The sequence below is a fragment of the Janibacter zhangyanbonis genome (assembly GCF_050507325.1).
Lineage (GTDB): Bacteria > Actinomycetota > Actinomycetes > Actinomycetales > Dermatophilaceae > Janibacter.
In genome coordinates, this window is the sequence record NZ_CP191481.1 from 3,186,004 (window position 1) to 3,202,772 (window position 16,769).

Annotated in this window: 12 protein-coding genes and 1 pseudogene; 3 read left to right on the forward strand and 10 right to left on the reverse strand. The window is 71.9% G+C overall.

Annotation, left to right across the window (positions count from 1 at the left end; genetic code table 11):
- Positions 1 to 48: 48 nt before the first annotated feature.
- Entirely contained in the window at positions 49 to 1,713 is a 1,665-nt protein-coding gene (locus tag ACQBJO_RS15700; protein ID WP_421008944.1) for an FAD-binding dehydrogenase, read from the reverse strand.
- 73 nt (positions 1,714 to 1,786) lie between these two features.
- Here ACQBJO_RS15700 and ACQBJO_RS15705 point away from each other — a divergent pair, with 73 nt between their 5' ends.
- On the forward strand, positions 1,787 to 3,301 hold the full coding sequence (locus tag ACQBJO_RS15705; protein WP_421008945.1) for a metallophosphoesterase family protein: 1,515 nt from the start codon (positions 1,787 to 1,789) through the stop codon (positions 3,299 to 3,301).
- A gap of 27 nt (positions 3,302 to 3,328) precedes the next feature.
- Here the strand turns inward: ACQBJO_RS15705 and ACQBJO_RS15710 are convergent, their stop codons facing one another.
- From ACQBJO_RS15710 to ACQBJO_RS15725, 4 genes are all read right to left on the reverse strand, one after another.
- Complete coding sequence (locus tag ACQBJO_RS15710; RefSeq protein ID WP_255184632.1) at positions 3,329 to 4,786, reverse strand: glyceraldehyde-3-phosphate dehydrogenase; 1,458 nt, start codon at positions 4,784 to 4,786, stop codon at positions 3,329 to 3,331.
- 73 nt (positions 4,787 to 4,859) lie between these two features.
- Complete coding sequence (locus tag ACQBJO_RS15715; RefSeq protein WP_421008946.1) at positions 4,860 to 5,750, reverse strand: sucrase ferredoxin; 891 nt, start codon at positions 5,748 to 5,750, stop codon at positions 4,860 to 4,862.
- A gap of 10 nt (positions 5,751 to 5,760) precedes the next feature.
- Positions 5,761 to 6,996, reverse strand: coding sequence for a cupin domain-containing protein (locus tag ACQBJO_RS15720; RefSeq protein ID WP_421008947.1), 1,236 nt, complete (start codon positions 6,994 to 6,996; stop codon positions 5,761 to 5,763).
- Positions 6,997 to 7,308 carry a hypothetical protein gene (locus ACQBJO_RS15725; RefSeq protein ID WP_421008948.1) on the reverse strand — a complete coding sequence of 104 codons (312 nt, stop codon included), beginning with the start codon at positions 7,306 to 7,308 and terminating at the stop codon, positions 6,997 to 6,999. It lies immediately after the preceding gene.
- 138 nt (positions 7,309 to 7,446) lie between these two features.
- On the opposite strand from ACQBJO_RS15725, the gene ACQBJO_RS15730 reads away from it, so the two are divergent.
- Positions 7,447 to 8,745, forward strand: coding sequence for a saccharopine dehydrogenase family protein (locus ACQBJO_RS15730; protein WP_421008949.1), 1,299 nt, complete (start codon positions 7,447 to 7,449; stop codon positions 8,743 to 8,745).
- 104 nt (positions 8,746 to 8,849) lie between these two features.
- Here the strand turns inward: ACQBJO_RS15730 and ACQBJO_RS15735 are convergent, their stop codons facing one another.
- The 3 genes from ACQBJO_RS15735 to ACQBJO_RS15745 all read right to left on the reverse strand — a co-directional run bounded on the left by ACQBJO_RS15735 (position 8,850) and on the right by ACQBJO_RS15745 (position 11,635).
- On the reverse strand, positions 8,850 to 9,944 hold the full coding sequence (locus tag ACQBJO_RS15735; RefSeq protein ID WP_255184637.1) for a GNAT family N-acetyltransferase: 1,095 nt from the start codon (positions 9,942 to 9,944) through the stop codon (positions 8,850 to 8,852).
- Entirely contained in the window at positions 9,941 to 10,750 is an 810-nt protein-coding gene (locus tag ACQBJO_RS15740; protein WP_421008950.1) for a crotonase/enoyl-CoA hydratase family protein, read from the reverse strand. The genes ACQBJO_RS15735 and ACQBJO_RS15740 overlap by 4 nt, the downstream gene beginning before the upstream one ends.
- Positions 10,751 to 10,864: 114 nt before the next feature.
- Positions 10,865 to 11,635 (reverse strand): hypothetical protein, encoded by a 771-nt coding sequence (locus ACQBJO_RS15745; protein WP_421008951.1) that lies wholly within the window; start codon positions 11,633 to 11,635, stop codon positions 10,865 to 10,867.
- A 132-nt stretch (positions 11,636 to 11,767) separates the two neighbouring features.
- On the opposite strand from ACQBJO_RS15745, the pseudogene ACQBJO_RS15750 reads away from it, so the two are divergent.
- Positions 11,768 to 13,116: pseudogene (locus ACQBJO_RS15750) on the forward strand (ISL3 family transposase).
- Between the two features lie 506 nt (positions 13,117 to 13,622).
- Here ACQBJO_RS15750 and ACQBJO_RS15755 read toward each other — a convergent pair.
- Both ACQBJO_RS15755 and ACQBJO_RS15760 read right to left on the reverse strand, forming a co-directional pair.
- Complete coding sequence (locus ACQBJO_RS15755) at positions 13,623 to 14,099, reverse strand: SRPBCC family protein (RefSeq protein ID WP_421007941.1); 477 nt, start codon at positions 14,097 to 14,099, stop codon at positions 13,623 to 13,625.
- A gap of 11 nt (positions 14,100 to 14,110) precedes the next feature.
- Complete coding sequence (locus ACQBJO_RS15760) at positions 14,111 to 16,633, reverse strand: MMPL family transporter (protein WP_421007940.1); 2,523 nt, start codon at positions 16,631 to 16,633, stop codon at positions 14,111 to 14,113.
- Between the last annotated feature and the right edge of the window lie 136 nt (positions 16,634 to 16,769).

The following is a 16,769-nucleotide window of genomic DNA, read 5'->3' on the forward strand; positions in this document are numbered from 1 at the left end:
CGTGACCGCCGTCACCCTATGCCCCGGTGTGGTCCCGTGCGGGCTGGATCAGTCGCCGATCTCCTCGGCCATGGCGCGACCCGCCGTGCGCCCGGAGAAGATGCAGCCGCCGAGGAAGGTCCCCTCGAGGGCGCGGTAGCCGTGCAGGCCGCCACCGCCGAAGCCCGCCGCCTCACCGGCGGCGTAGAGGCCCGGCACGGGCGCCCCGTCGTGACCGAGCACCCGCGAGGACAGGTCGGTCTCGAAGCCACCGAGCGTCTTGCGGGAGAGCACGTGCAGCCTGACGCCGACGAGCGGGCCCTTCTTCGGGTCCTGCAGCTTGTGCGGCGGGTAGGCGCGCTTGGAGATCTTGTCGCCGCGGTAGGCGCGGGCGACCCGCATCGCGGCGATCTGCGCGTCCTTGCCATAGGGGTTGTCGAGCTGGGCGTCGCGCTCGTCGAGCTGCCGCTTGACGTGGGCGACGTCGAGCCGCGGCTCGCCCTCCTCGACGAGCTCGTTCATCTTCGCGACGAGCTCCTCGACGGTGTCGGCCAGGACGAAGTCGGCGCCCTTGTCGAGGAAGGCCTGCATCGACGGCGTGACGTCGGCGAGCGAGCGCTTGCGCAGGACCCCGGCGACGTCTTTGCCGGTGAGGTCCTCGTTCTGCTCGGAGCCCGAGAGGGCGAACTCCTTGCCCGCGACGGACCGGTTGGTGACGAACCACGAGTGGTCGTGACCGGTGGCGCGCAGGTGCTCGAGCGTGCCGAGGGTGTCGTAGCCGGGCAGCAGCGGCGCGGGCAGCCGGTTGCCCTCGGCGTCGAGCCACATCGAGCTCGGCCCGGGCAGGATCCGGATGCCGTGACCGGCCCAGATCGGCGAGTGGTTGCGGATCCCCTCGACGTAGTGCCACATCCGGTCGCGGTTGATGAGGTTGCCGCCGGCGGCCTCGGTGATGGCGATCATCCGACCGTCGACGTGCGCCGGCACGCCGGTCACCATGTGCTTCGGCGGCGTGCCGAGGCGCTCGGGCCAGTTGGCGCGCACGAGGTCGTGGTTGCCGCCGATGCCGCCCGAGGCGACGAGGACGACGGGGGCCCGCAGCTCGAAGCCACCGATGCTGTCGCGGTTGGTCGCCACGCCACGCTCGGCGTCGTCGGGCGCGAGCTCGACCCCACGGACACCGGTGACGGCACCCCCTTCGACGATGATCTCGTCCACGCGGTGCCGGTGGGCATAGGTCACCAGCCCACGCTCACGGGCCTCTTCGACCCTGCGGATGAAGGGAGCGGCAACCCCGGGACCGGTCCCCCACGTGATGTGGAAGCGGGGCACGGAGTTGCCGTGGCCGTGGGCCGAGCCGTCGCCGCGCTCGGCCCAGCCGACGATGGGGAACCAGCGCATGCCCTGCTCGTGAAGCCAGGCCCGCTTCTCCCCGCCCGCGAAGTCGAGGTAGGCCTGCGCCCACTGCCGCGGCCAGTGGTCCTCCTCGCGGTCGAAGCCCGCGGTGTTCATCCAGTCGCCGTGGGCCAGCTCGGCCGAGTCCTTGATGCCCATGCGCCGCTGCTCGGGGCTGTCGACGAAGAAGAGCCCGCCGAAGGACCAGTGCGCCTGACCGCCGATGTTGGCGACGCTCTCCTGGTCGACGAGAAGGACCTTGCGGCCGGCATCCGCCAGCTCCGCGGTCGCGACGAGTCCGGCCAGCCCGTGGCCCACGACGATGGCATCAGCATCCATGGGGCTGACCCTAAACCGTATTACTCGTCAGTAGCAACTGGGGTTCAGGTCGACTCTGCCTACAGTGGGCCGCATGTCCTGGACCGCCCGCCTGCGCCTCGTCGCGGCGACCCTGGCGCTCGTCGCCGCGGTCGTCACCGGCGGGCTCGTCACCGCCTCGCTGTGGCCCGTGACCGTCGAGACCGACTACTACGCCGCGGACGTGCGCCTGTCCCCGAGCTGGACGGACCGGTCGCACATCGGCACCGACACGGTCGTCGGCAGCGTGTCCGCGCAGTTCGCCGGCATCGCCCCCGGCGTGCAGGTCTCGCCGCGGGTCAAGCCCTCGATCACCGACCTCGTCGCCTCGGGCAACCTCGACGCCGCGAGCCTCGACGTCAGCCCGCAGGAGCGCACCCGGGTCATCACCGACGCCGCGACCGGGGTCGGGCTGCGCTTCGCCGCCGGTGGCGTGCTCGGTCTGCTCCTGTGCCTCGGCGTGGTCCGGCTGCGCCGTCGCACGCTCCCGCACCGCCGGACCGTCGTCGGCGCGAGCCTCGTCACCGCGGTCACCCTGTCGACCCTGGGCCTGTCGGCCTGGCGCACCTACGACCCAGACCGCCTCGTCGAGCTGCGCTCGAGCGGGCTGCTCCAGCTGGCCATCGCCAACCGCGACCTCCTCGACGACGTCGAGCAGCGGGCCGACCAGGCCACGCCCTACCTGCGCAACCTCCTCGCGCTGTCGACGGCGATGCAGCAGGAGTACGCACCCGAGGCCGAGGACGACTCCGCCGCGCTCAAGGTGCTGCTCGTCTCCGACGTGCACGCCTCCAACCAGTACGCGCTCATGCGCACGATCGTGCGCGAGCAGGACATCGACGTCGTCATCGACTCCGGCGACCTGATCAACTTCGGTCGGGTGCAGGAGGCCGGGCTGAGCAACCTCTACCGGTCGATCTCCTCGCTCGGGGTCCCCTATGTCTTCGTCTCCGGCAACCACGACCGCAGCGCCGTCGACGACACCCAGCTGCTCGACGACCTCGCCGGCACCGACGGCGTGACGCTCCTCGAGCCGGGCTCGGGCGAGTACCAGGAGATCGAGGTCGGCGGCCTGCGGATCGCGGGCTTCAACGACCCGCGCTACTACGGCGACGCCGACGACGGCAGCACCGACGAGCAGGTCGCGGCGCGCGAGCGGTGGGTCGAGGCCCTCGGCGAGACCGAGGCGCCGGACATCACCGTCTCCCACGAGGAGCCCGCGCTCGACGACGCTCCCGGCCGGCTGCGCGTCCACGGCCACGGGCACGTGCCGCAGGTGAGCGGCAACCGGCTGCAGGTCGGCACCTTCACCGGCGGCGGCACCCTCTCGCACTTCGTCGGCGGTCCCGATGCCGAGCTCGTCGGCCAGCCGAGCAGCTTCGACGTGCTGACCTTCGACGACCGGTGCCGGGCCCAGCGCCTGACCCGCTACGAGTACCGCTCGGTCATCGAGGGGCGGCCGAGCTTCGACTCGCTCTCCGTGCTCAACGCCGCCCGGATCGTCGACGCCCCCGAGGAGGGGCGCACCTGCGGCGGGGACAAGGCGACGGTCCGCCCCCTTCGGCCGTAGCCGGGGACGGACCGTCGCTCGCCTCGATCAGACTGCCGGGAAGGCCGGCGGGTGGACCTGCGCCATCTCCTCGAGCACGCGCACGACCTGGCAGGAGTAGCCGAACTCGTTGTCGTACCAGACGTAGAGGACGACCCGGTCGCCCGAGGTGATCGTCGCGCGGCCGTCGACGATGCCGGCGTGACGGTTGCCGACGAAGTCGGTCGAGACGACCTCGGGGCTGTCGATGTAGTCGAGCTGCTTGTGCAGGTCGCCGTAGAGCGAGGCCTGACGCAGGAAGTCGTTGAGCTCCTCGCGCTCGACGCTCTTCTCCAGCGTGAGGTTGAGGATCGCCATCGACACGTCGGGGGTCGGCACGCGCACCGAGTTACCGGTGAGCTTGCCCTCGAGCTCGGGCAGCGCCTTGGCCACGGCCTTGGCGGCGCCGGTCTCGGTGAGCACCATGTTGAGCGCCGCCGAGCGGCCACGCCGCTCGCCCTTGTGGAAGTTGTCAATAAGGTTCTGGTCGTTGGTGAAGGAGTGGACCGTCTCGATGTGGCCACCGACGACGCCGTACTCGTCGTTGACGACCTTGAGCGCCGGGACGATCGCGTTGGTCGTGCACGAGGCGGCAGTGACGACCTTGCTGTCGCCGATCATCGCGTCGTTGATGCCGCTGACGATGTTGGGCAGGCCGCCCTTGCCCGGGGCGGTGAGCAGCACGCGGGAGACGCCGGGGCAGGCGAGGTGCTTGGACAGGCCCTCCTCGTCGCGCCACTTACCGGTGTTGTCGACGACGATCGCGTCGTTGATGCCGTACTGCGTGTAGTCGACGCTCGACGGGTCGTCGGAGTAGATGACCTGGATGAGGGTGCCGTTGGCGAGGATCGTGCTGGCCTCCTCGTCGACGGTGATCGTGCCGGCGAAGGAGCCGTGGACCGAGTCGCGGCGCAGCAGGCTGGCGCGCTTGGACAGGTCGTTGTCGGCGCCCTTGCGCACGACGATAGCGCGCAGGCGCAGGCCGTGACCGGTGCCGGCGTGCTCGATGAGGATGCGCGCGAGCAGGCGGCCGATGCGGCCGAAGCCGTAGAGGACGACGTCGGTGCTCGGCAGCTCGCCCTCGCCGTGCTTGCCGACGACGTCAGCGAGCTCGGAGCGCAGGAAGTCCTCGAGCGCGACGCCATCGCCGGCCTCGAGGCGGCGACGGTGCAGGCGGGCGACGTCGATGGAGGCCGGGCCGGGCTGGAGGGCGGTGAGCGCCTCGAGCATCGGCAGGGTGTCGTCGACGGTCAGCTCGATGTCGACGCGACGGGCGAAGCGGTGCGCCTTGAGCACGTCGGTCGAGGACTGGCCGAGGAGGGCGCGGCCGTGGATCGAGGTCACGACCCCGAACTCGCGGTAGAGGCGGCCCACGACGGGGATCATCGCCTCCGCCTTGGCCTGGCGGTCGGCCCACTCGGAGAGGTGGTCGTCGGCTGCGTTGCTCGTCTGCGGCGTCGTCGTCATGGGCCCAGATCGTAGCCGCTGACGCCTCGGGGACGAGCCTCGCACCGGCCTGCGACGACGGATCTCACACCGGTCAGCCCGGTGTCACGTCGAAGAGCGCCTGCACCTTGGGCGCCCCTCCGCAGGTGAGCTGGTGGGGCGCGCTCATCGTGCGCACGACATGACGAAGGGAGGACCGCCCACCGTGGTCGAGGTGGACCAGCCAGGCGTCCTCGCCGGCGGCCTCGAGGCGCGGCGGTGCGAGGTCGGGCAGGCGCACGGAGGGGTCGGTGCGCAGCAGGTCGTGGGCCGCGGCCTGCGCCGCCGGGTGCCAGGAGCAACGGCCACGCCAGCGGTCGAGGTCGACCCGACCGTCGAGGTGGTCGAGGACGACCCGGGGCGCGGTGTCGCCGGTGAGCCGGCCGTACATCGACCCCTCAGGGAGGATCACGACGTTGCCGGCGAAGCGGTCGCCGCCGAGGTGGGTCGTCTCCCAGACGGCACCGGGCAGGGCGTCGTCGAGGACCGCGGCGACGACCCGCCCCTCGACCGCGCAGCAGACGTCCTTGCGCCCGTGGGCGCACACGAGGAAGAGCGGTTCGCTCGTCGGGTCGGGCAGGTCGTCGAAGCGCCCCGCGAGCGCGACGAGGTCCTCGGGCCGCTCCCAGCGGGCGCGGCCGACGAGCCCGCGCCGCACGTCGACGAGGAAGACCTGCTGCAGCCCCTCGGCCTCGACCTGGTCGCCCTCGAGCCGGCCGTGCCGGCGGATGAGCTGGAGCCGGGCACCGAAGCGCCCCAGGGCCGCGTCGAGGTCCGCGCGGACGTCGGCGATGTCGGGCGCCGCGATCGGCTTGGCCGGCCACGGGCCGGGGTGACCGACGAGCATCCAGTAGCGCGCGGGCACGGCGGTGCCGACCGGCACGTCGCCGCGCTCGAGGGCGGCGAGCGAGCACCGGGTGGGCCTCGCGGAGGGGGTCGTGCTCACGCTCGCGACCCTACGCGGGGCGCTCGGCGGCGGGCACCGCCACCCCGGCGACGACGAGCCGCCGGGCGAGGTCGGGGTCGAGCACGGCGGGCACCGCGCCGGCGAGCCAGGCCGTCACCGCCGCCGCGTCGTCGTCGGTGAGGGGCAGCCGCCCGGCCCGGCTGACGAGGACCGCGCCCTCGGCGCCGGTCTCGAGCGAAGCCTGCAGGTGGGCGCGGGGCGCGATGGGGAGGTCGTCGAGCCCGTCGGCGAGGGCCTCGACGGTCCCGACCGGGTCCACCGGCGCCGGCCGCTGGGCCGCGCGCTGGCGGGCGGCGAGCCGTGCGGCGACGGCGCTCGCGTCGACGTCGGCGACGGCCTGCAGCAGCGCCTCGCGGACGGCGGCGAGGTCGTCGGCGATGGCCTCGGGGTCGGCGACGTCCACCCCGGGGCGAAGGGAGGTGCGCTGCGACTCCTGCGCAGCCAGCCCCCTTCGCGCGGCGTCGAGGACGGCCTCGGCGAGGTGTCCGCGGTGCCACACGTGGATGCCGACGGTCAGGTGCGTGCTCACGCCGCCGAGGGCGGTCGCCGAGTGCAGCCAGCCACGGGGCACGTAGAGCACGTCGCCGGGCCGAAGCGTGATCTCGAGGTGCGGCTCGCCGGCGGCCGCCAGCTCGACGGCCGGGCGTCGGTCCTGCCACGGCTGGTCACGCAGCGGGTGCGGCTGGACGGGAGCATGCAGGCGCCAGCGCTTCTCCCCCGCGGTCTGCAGGACGAAGACGTCGTGAACGTCGTAGTGGGCGGCGAAGCCGCGGCTGCTCGGCGGGGTGACATAGGCATTGACCTGCACGGGGTGGCCGAGGTCGGCGGCGAGGTCCTGAGCGAGCTCGAGCACCGGCGGGTGGGTGCGGTGCAGACCCTGCAGGACGAGGGTGTGCCCCTCGGCGAAGAGGCGCAGCAGTTCGGTGTCGTCGAGCTGGTCGGTCACGCCCGCGCCGACGCCACCGCCACGGGTGAAGTCGGCGTCGGCGAGCGTGTGCCCGTCGCGGGCCACGCGCAGGAAGGGCGTGCGCAGGCCGCGCTGCGAGAGCAGGTCGTCGACGTCACGGGTCGTCAGCAGGTCGCCGAAGGGGGTCGGCAGCGCCGCCGCGGTCACGTGCCGGGGCTCTCGACCCCAGGAGCGCTCGAGCTCCTCGGGGCCGAGGTCGGTGACGCGGGCGAGGCCGGTGCACCGCGCGGGTGCACCGGCCTCGTGGGCGTCGGTCACTCAGGCTCCGCCGTCGGCGCCACCGTCACCGGCAGCGCCGTCGCCAGCGGCTCCGTCCGCGCCACCGTCACCAGCGGCTCCGTCCGCGCCACCGTCACCAGCGGCACCGTCCGCGCCACCGTCACCAGCGGCACCGTCCGCGCCACCGTCACCAGCGGCTCCGTCCGCGCCACCGTCACCAGCGGCGCCGTCGGCGCCGCCGTCACCAGCGGCGCCGTCCGCACCGCCGTCACCGGCGGTCGGGGCCTCGACGGGCACGCCGCCGATGGCCTCCTCGGGCAGGTCAGGGGTCTCGTTCGGAGGCTGCGTCATGGTGCTACTCCTTCACAGTCGAGAGGAGGGACGGCATCGTCCCCGGGCTCCCTGTCTATCGGAGAGTGCCCCGCAGGGGAAGGGGGCGAGTCGGTTGAACATGAAACAGGTTGGGGCACAACGGGTTAGTGTCGAATCATGACTGCACCCACCGCTGCCCGCGACCTCGACGTCGTGCTTGTCGGAGCCACCGGCTTCGTCGGTCGACTCACCGCGGCGCACCTGCGCGACCACGCCCCCGACGGCCTGCGCGTCGCCCTCGCCGGACGCTCGCGGGACAAGCTCGACGCCCTCGCCGCCGAGCTCGGTGGCGCCGCCGCCACCTGGCCGCGGGTCGTCGTCGACGTCTCCGACCCCGCCGCCTGCGCGGACCTCGCCGCCCGCACGCGCGTCCTCGTGACCACGGTCGGGCCGTATGCCGCCTACGGGCGAGAGCTCGTCAAGGCCTGCGCCGTCGCCGGCACGCACTACGCCGACCTCACCGGCGAGGTGCTCTTCGTCCGTGACTCCGCCGAGGCCTTCCACGAGGTGGCCCAGCGCTCCGGCACCCGGGTCGTCCACTCGTGCGGCTTCGACTCGATCCCCTCCGACATCGGCGTCTGGGAGACCGCCCGGGTCGCCCGCGAGGAGGGTGCCGGCGAGCTGACCGACACGGTGCTCTTCGTGCGCCGCCTGCGCGGCGGACTCTCCGGCGGCACGATCGACTCGATGCGCCGGCAGACGATCGCCGCGCGCGAGTCCGTCGAGGACCGGCGCGTCATCAACGACCCCTACGGCCTGAGCCCCGACCGCGCCGCCGAGCCGACGAGCGCCGACCGGGCCGAGGTCGCCCCGACGACCACCGAGCACTCGCGGGTGCGCTCGGCGCTCGGCAAGGTCGGCTCCCGGCTGCCGGTGCGCCGCACCGCCGACGGTCACTGGACCGGCCCCTTCATCATGGCGTCGTACAACACGCGCATCGTGCGCCGGAGCAATGCCCTGCTCGGCTGGGCCTACGGCCGTGCCTTCCGCTACCACGAGGTGACCGACTTCGGCAGCCGCGCGAAGTCCCCCTTCGCCGCCACCGGCATGACCGCCGGCCTGCTCGGTCTCGTCGCCGGCCTGTCCTTCGCGCCGACCCGTCGGGTCGTCGACCGCTTCCTGCCCGAGCCGGGCGAGGGTCCGGACGAGCAGACGCGGGTCAACGGGCGCTTCACGATGGAGGTCGTCGCCTCCACGACCGGTGGCGCGCAGTACGCGACGACGGTCGCGGCCAAGGCCGACCCCGGCTACAACGGCACGGCGATCATGCTCGGCGAGGCCGCGCTGTGCCTCGCCCAGGACGACCTGACGAGCGAAGGGGGCGTGCTCACCCCCGCGGTCGCGATGGCCGCCCCGCTCATCGAGCGCCTGCGGGCGCAGGACTTCACCATCGAGACCCGGCGCATCGACGCCTGACGCTCCCCGGACTCCGCATTGCCCAACGGCAATGCAGCAGGGCAGCGACCTGAGGCCGCATTGCCGTTGGGCAATGCGGCCTCAGGTCGTGCGAAAGGGGAAGCTCAGGACTCGTCGAGGCGGGCCTGCGGCACCGGGGCGTCGGTGCCCTCGGCACGCACGTCGCGGTGCCAGGACTCGGTGCGATAGCGGGTGACCCAGCCCATCGACGCATAGATCCCGTCGGCGCCGGTCGGGCTGTCGGCGTCGACCTCGAGCGAGACGCGGTTGCGGCCGCGGCGAGCGGTGTCGGCGATGACGGCGTGGAGCAGCGACTTGGCCACCCCGCGACCGCGGGCCAGGCGGTGGACGCCGATGTAGTCGATGTAGGTGCCCTCGTGGCCGTCGGCGTCCTCGGGCAGCACCGCTGCGGCCACGGCGCCGCCGGGCACCCACTGGCCCTCGATCTCGATGTCGGCGATCCACCAGTGGTCCCACCGGTGGCCGGGCGCCTCGCGCAGCCGCGAGAGGAACTCCGGGAAGGACTCGCGATAGGAGTTGAAGTGGTCGGCGAAGGACTCCTCGATCATCCGGTAGACCGCCTGCAGGTCCGCCGCGACCGGGGTGCCGTCCTCGCGGCGCGCGACCTGGCGCACGACGACGCCCTCGCGGGTCTCGGCGAGCTCGGCGTCGCCGGGACCGATAGGCCGGCTCATCTGCAGCCACCGACGCGCTCGGGTGAAGCCGGCCGGCTCGAGCATGCTGCGCAGGCGGTCGTCGTCCTCGTGCACCGACACGTCGAGCCGGGTGCCTCCGAGCCCGCGCCCGCGGGAGATGCGCAGCGCGACCGCCTCGGCCCAGGCGAGCAGCGAGGCCGCGAGCGCCTGACCGTCCTCGCGACCGAGCGCCGGGTCAGCGGTCAGGTCGACGTTGGACCGGCCGGCCGCCCGGTCGTGCACCCGGGCCCACACCCGGATCGCACCCTGCGGATCAGCGACGACGACCTGACGCCGGGTCCACGAGCCCTCACCGACGGCCTCGCCGGCGACGAGCTCGGCCTCGACGGCACCGGAGCCGTCGACCGCCCGCTTGGCCGACGAGACGAGCGCGATGAGCTCGTCGACGTCGGTCTCGTCGGGCACCCGGGTCGTCCAGCCCTCGGGCAGGTCCTCCGGGACGATCGGGAGGAAGCCGGTCTGGTTGCGGGGGCCGCCGCTCACGGGACCATCCGTCGCTGACGGGGCAGGAAGTCGGGGGACTCCTTGCGGGCATTGGCCGCTCGTGCCCGAGCGGCGTTGGGCCCGAAGAGCAGGGGCAGCTGCTCCCTTCGCTCACGGGAGAAGGTGTAGCGCGGGCTGCGGTTCCACGTGCCGTCGAAGAGCCGCTTGGTCGCGGCGAGCGCGTCCGGCGAACGGGTCGCCAGCTGCTGCGCGAGCTCGGTGGCCGCGGCCACGGGGTCGGCGGCGACCTCGGTCGCGAGCCCGAGCTCGTGCGCCCGGGTCCCCGAGATCTTGTCGGCGGTCATCGTCAGCTTCTTCGCCACGTCGATGCCGACGAGCTCCGAGAGGGCCTGCACGCCGGACATGTCGGGGATGATCCCCCAGCGGCCCTCGAGCACCGACCACGTCGCCTCGGGATGGGTGATGCGGAAGTCGGCAGCAAGCGCGATCTGCAGCCCGCCACCGAGGCAGTGCCCGCTCACGGCCGCGATGACCGGCACGGGCAGGCGGCGCAGCGCCCACGGCGCCTCCTGGAAGGTGTTGGTCCCCCGCCACGGCCGCGGGACGAAGCGCGACGCGATCGCCGACGGCTTCTTCATCGCCGAGCCGAAGTCGAGCCCGGCGCAGAAGGAGTCCCCCTCCCCCGAGACGACGACGGCCCGCAGCCGTCGGTCGGAGCGCAGCCCGTGGGCCGCCGCGGCGAGGTCGTCGAGCATGTCGAGCGTCAGCGCGTTGAGCTTGTCGGGCCGGGACAGGCGCACGTGTCCGATGCCGTCCTGGATGGTCGTCGTGATGTGCCGGGGCATGGCCCCAAGACTAGGTGGGTCCGGGGACGACGGAAGGGCCCCGTCCGAGGACGGGACCCTTCCGGTCGTGGCGGGGGCGCGGGTGCGCCGCCGCGTGGGCGGGGTGCTCCCGGGTCAGACCGCCTTGAGGAGCTGGTCGAGGATGCCCGAGACCTCCGAGGCGGACTTCGACGTCGCCGAGGTCACCAGGTAGGTCGTGCCACCCGCCTCGCCGGCGCACTGCGTCGTCGAGGAGAGCTTGCCGCAGTGGTTGTCGCCGACCTTTTCGTCGCCGTCCCAGATGGCCTCGAAGTCGGCCGGCTTGACGCCCTCGCCGATGACGACGGAGATCGTGTCCGAGCCCTTGGTGTAGACGGCCGTCTGCTGGCCGCTGTTGTCGCTCGTCGTGCCACGCTTCCAGCCGTCGAACTCCTCGGGGAACTCAGCGGTGCCGCCACCAGCGGTGGAGGAGGACGAGGTCTCGGAGGTCGACTCGCTCGTCGTCTCGGAGGTCGGCTCCGTGGTCGAGGACTCGGTGCTGCTCTCGCTCGTCGACTCGCTGGTCGACTCGCTCGTCGTGGTCGACGAGCTCGACTCGTCGTCGTCACGGTTGGCGATGACGAAGCCACCGATGCAGCACAGGACCACGACGAGGGCGATGACGCCGGCGATGGCGGCGATCAGGCCCTTGCTGCGGCTCTTCTTCGGCGGCTCACCCGGGCCACCGGACATGCCGTAGGGCTGGCCGGGGCCACCGGGACCAGCAGGACCACCGGGGCCGCCGCCGTAGCCCTGGCCGGGCTGGCCCTGACCGAACTGCCCGGAGGGCGGCTGGGTCTGGCCGAAGGAACCGCCCGGGGGCGGAGGGACGTTCGGGCCGCTCGGACCCCCTGCTGGTGTGGACATGAGCCAATCGGGCTCTTCACCGATGAGTGTGGGGTGAGCGCGACGCGCCGGGGCGTGGGGTAAGGGTGGAAAGGGTCGAGGCCCTCGAAGATCAGAGGACTCTTACCTCTCCTGATCGCAAGGACCTCGACGATGCCCGAGCCTACGTTGTGCTGCCGTGTGCGCGGCGGCTACTGCGACCGTTGCGACGTGCTCGTCGGACTACCCGGGCTGCATGTGATCGCTGTCGAGCAGCACGGTGACGACCGGTTGGTCGTGACGGTGGAGTCGGCTCCGGAGCCGATGGGATGCCGCTCCTGCGGGGTCATCGCCCGCGGCCACGGACGGGTGGAGGTGCGCCTGGTCGACGCGCCGGCGTTTGGCCGGCCGGTGCGGATCATCTGGCGCAAGCGCCGCTGGCTGTGCCTGGAGCCCGCGTGCGGGGTCGGCTCGTTCGTGGAGCAGGACGACGCTGTCGCGACGCCTCGCGGGTTGTTGACGGCCCGGGCGTGCCGGTGGGCGATCGAGCAGATCCGCCGCGAGCACGCCAGCGTCAACGGGGTACGGCGCCAGCTCGGGACAGGGTGGCGGACCGTGTGGGAGTCGATCCGGCCGCTGCTGCAGGCCGCAGCCGACGACGTGTCGCGCTTCGAGGGGGTCGCGATCCTCGGGGTCGATGAACATGTGTGGCATCACGTCTCGACCAAGCCGATCGAGGACGGCGGACGCGGCCCGAAGGAGCTGACCGGGATGGTCGACCTGACCCGTGATGCGGGCGGGCGCACCAGGGCCGGCTGCTCGACCTCGTCCCGGGTCGCTCCGGCGCCGTGTACAAGGACTGGCTCGACCAGCGCGGCCAGGCCTTCCGAGCCCGGGTCGAGGTGGCCACGCTGGACCCGTTCCACGGGTACAAGAACGCGATCGACGACCAGCTCGAGGACGCCCGCTCGGTCCTGGACGCCTTCCACGTCGTCAAGCTCGCCACCGCCGTCGTCGACGACGTCCGCCGACGTGTCCAGCAGCAGATCCACGGCCACCGAGGCCGCAAGAACGACCCGCTGTACCGGATCCGCAACATCCTGCGCGCCGGCGCCGAGAACCTCACCGAGCGACAACGCGCCCGGCTCGAGGCGGCGTGGGCTGCCGACGAACGCCACCTCGAGGTCGAGGTCGCCTGGGTGTGCGCCCAGCAGGTCCGCTCCGCCTACCACCAGGCCACTCATGCTGCCGGGCGAGCGGTCGCCGAGAAGATCCTCGACACCTTCGCCTCATGCCCGATCCCCGAGGTCGCCCGCCTGGGCAAGACCCTGAACACCTGGCGCCGCGAGTTCCTCGGCTACTTCGACACCAACGGCGCCAACAACGGCGGCACCGAAGCCATCAACGGCCTCATTGAGCTCCACCGCCGCGTAGCCCGCGGCTTTCGCAACCGCGACAACTACCGCCTCCGCATGCTCCTCATCGGCGGCGGCCTCAACCTACGACCCCACACTCATCGGTGAAGAGCCGCCAATCGTGGCACAGCCGGTGCGCACGACGCGGCGAAGGGCGGAACTCCCCCTGTCGAGTTCCGCCCTTCGCGTCGGTCCGGAACCCCCCTGCAGGCTCCGGACCGGTGTCGGGGGTGGCGTCCCCTGTGCCCTTCCGACACCGACAAACCTATGGATGTGCTGGGAACCGGTCGATGGGGAGAAGTACCCATCCGACCCGGGGGCTGGCCCCCGGGCGCCTCATCGGGCGAAGGGAGGCTGCCTCGAGTCAAAGACACAGCGCGTGAGCGAACACGCGCTGTGTCTGTGTCCGAGGGGGGGCGTCGGTGGGCGGAGGGCCAAGGGAGCCGCAGGACGAAGGGGGATGGCTGCGCACATCAAGCCGAAGTCAGGCACGACAACCGCCGGCGAAGAGGAGAACGAAGGACTTCGGCGGGCGCAGCCGCCCCCCTTCGTCCGGAGGCCAGCAGCCGTCCCCCGTCGCCCGGAGGGACGCACCTCAGCCGGAGGGACGCACCTCAGCGCGCCTCGAGCAGCTCCTTGAGCCGGCGCAGGGTGACGGCCATGCCCGCCTCCATCTCGCGGTCGAAGTCGGAGACGCCACCGAGCACCTTGTCCTGCAGGGTGCGCGAGATCTGCGTCGTGCCCTGCGGGGCCTCGCGGCGGTGGGTCACGGTCGTGCCACCCGCGGCCGAGGGCGCGAGCTCGAAGGACCAGATCGTCGCGTTGTCCTTGACCCGGAAGGCGTAGTCGCGCGCGCGCTCGAAGCGCACGACCTTGGCGCGGGTCGGCCAGAGCAGCGGACCGCGACGGTTGATGTTGATCGTGCGCGTGCCGAGCCCGACGGGGGCCGTACCCACGACGTGGGTGCGCACCACCTGATCGGACAGTCCGCCGAGGGCTCGCGGATCGGTGATGACCGCCCAGACCTGCTCGGGCGTGGCATCGATGTCGGTCGTGGACTCCAGGAGCGGGGCGTTCTGCGTCGTCGTCATGCGACCCGACCCTATGAGCCGCTGACGGGCTCCGCTGTGGCCGAGGTCTCCCCCTTCGTCACCGGACCCTGCTCCAGGGCGGTGCCCTCGACGTCGAGGTCCGGCAGGATCCGGTCGAGCCAGCGGGGCATCCACCAGGCGCCCTCACCGAGCAGGTGCATCACCGCAGGAGTGAGGGTCATCCGCACGAGGAGCGCGTCGACGAGGACTCCGACGGCGAGCGCAAAGCCGATCGGCCGGATCATCGTCAGGTGGGCGAAGATGAAGCCCGCGAAGACCGCCGCCATGATCAGGGCCGCGGCGAGCACGACCTTGGCGCCGTGGGTGAAGCCGTGCCGCACCGCAGCGCGGGCGTCGGCGCCGTGGGCGTGCGCCTCCTTCATCCCGGACACGAGGAACATCTGGTAGTCCATCGCCAGGCCGAAGAGGACGCCGATGAGCATGATCGGCATGAAGCTGAGCATCGGCCCGGGGGTGTCGACACCGAGGATCGAGCCGAGCCAGCCCCACTGGTAGACCGCGACGGCGGCACCGAAGGACGCGGCGACGGACAGCAGGAAGCCGGCGGTCGCGACGAGCGGCACGAGGATGCTGCGGAAGACGATGGTGAGCAGGACGAGCGAGAGCCCGATGACGATCGCCAGGTAGGGAGGAAGCGCGGCGGCGAGCTGCTCGGAGATCTCGATGTTGGCGACGGTCTGGCCGGTGAGGCCGATCTCGGAGTGCGTCGCCGTGCCGATCGGTCCGGCGCTCGCCTTGAGGAGGCGGACGGTGTCGCTCGTCTCCTTGTCCGCCGGGCCGCCTACGGTGACGACCTGGAAGGCGAGCGTGGTCCGGTCGTCACTGACCCCGAAGGGGATGACCGCCTTGACGCCGTCGACGCTGCGCAGCTCCTTGACGAGGTGGCTCTGCTCGACGAGGACCGCGTCCGTGTCCTTCGCCGGCTCGTCGAGGGTTGCGACGGCGATGATCGGACCGTTGGCCCCGGCGCCGAAGTTGTCCTCGACCTCGACGTAGGTCTGGTGGGCGGTGGACTCAAGCGGCTCACTCGACCCGTCCGGCAGCCCGAGGCGAAGGGAGAGCGCCGGCACCGCGATGATCCCGCACAGGGCGATGACAGCGAGCACGACGAGCGCGGGGCGCTTCGTCACGCCGTCGACGTAGCGCGACCCGAAGACCTGGTCGGTGTCGGGCCGGGCGGCATGCTTGGCCCACGCGCGCTTCGAGATGACCCGGCGGCCGACGACGTGGAGCAGGGCCGGGGTGAGCGTCAGGGCGACGCACACGGCGACGACGACGGTCGCGGCGGCGACGAGTCCCATCTGGCCGAGGAGCGGCACGGGGGTGATGACGAGTGCGGTGAGCGCGATGGCGACGGTCGTGCCGGCGACGACGACGGCGCTGCCCGCGGTGCCGACGGCGTGCGCGATGGAGTCGGTCATATCGCGCCCGTCGAGCAGCTGGGTGCGGTGCCGGTTGACGATGAAGAGCGCGTAGTCGATGCCGACGGCGAGGCCGAGCATGAGCGCGAGCGCCGGGGTCATCGCGTGCATGTCGAAGAAGTGCGTCGCGGTCATGGCCCCGGCGAGGCCGACGCCGACACCGAGGAGGGCACCGGAGATCGGCAGTCCCGCAGCGATGAGCGAGCCGAGGGCGAGGGTGAGCACGATGGCAGCGATGACCAGGCCGACGACCTCTCCGGGGCCGACGAGGGTGTTCTCCTGGGTGATCTCGACGCTGTACTGCGTCTGGATCCCTTCGTCGTCGAGCTGCTTCCCGATCTCGACGATCGCCTCCTTGACCTCGGGGTCGACGGAGTTGGTGTTGGTGTCGAACTGGATCTGGGTCAGCGCGTAGCCGTCGTCGGTGACAAATCGTGTGTCCGCGGCCCCGTGGGCGACGATCGTCCCGGCGTCGTACTGGGTCCGGCCGGTCTTGAGCTTGCGCTCCCCCTTGGCGTAGTCCTTCTTGGCCTTGGCCATCTTCTTCTCGCCGTCCTTGACCTGCTGGCGGATCTCGGCGAGGTGCGGGCTGTCGGGGTCGTTCTTCTCGAAGTAGTCGATCCACGCGTTGCCGTAGTCGAGCTGGCCCTGGGCCTTGGAGATCTTGACCCAGGCCTTGTCGAGGTCCTTCTGACCCTTGTCGAGGTCCTTCTTCGCCTCCGTCAGGTCGGTGCGCGAGTCGTCGAGGGTCCGCTGGTTGTCGAAGGGGTTGATGACCCGCTTGACGCTCGGCTGGTCCTCCCACTCGCCGTAGACCTTGTCGATCGCCGTGCGCTGCTCGGAGGTGAATGCGCCGTCCTCGGTGTGGAGCACCACCGTGCCGAAGCCGCCTGCTGCGTCGGGGATCTCGGTCTGCAGGTTGTCCAGCACCTCCTCGAACTCGCTCCCGGGCACCGACACCTCGTTGGTCAGGGGGCGACCGAAGGCGGCGGCGCCGGATCCGGCCAGTACGAGGACGACGAGCCAGGCCGCGAGCACGCTCTTGGCGTGGGTGGCGCACCAGCGGCCGAGGCGGTAGAGGCGAAGTGCCATGCGAGTGATCTCCTGGTCGAGTCTTCTACTTCCGTAGAACAGTCATCTACAAATGTAGAGGCAATGTCGTTGAGAGGTCAAACGGTGGGAGAGAATGGATCGGTGATACCCCCTTCGCCCCCCACGGTTGCACGCT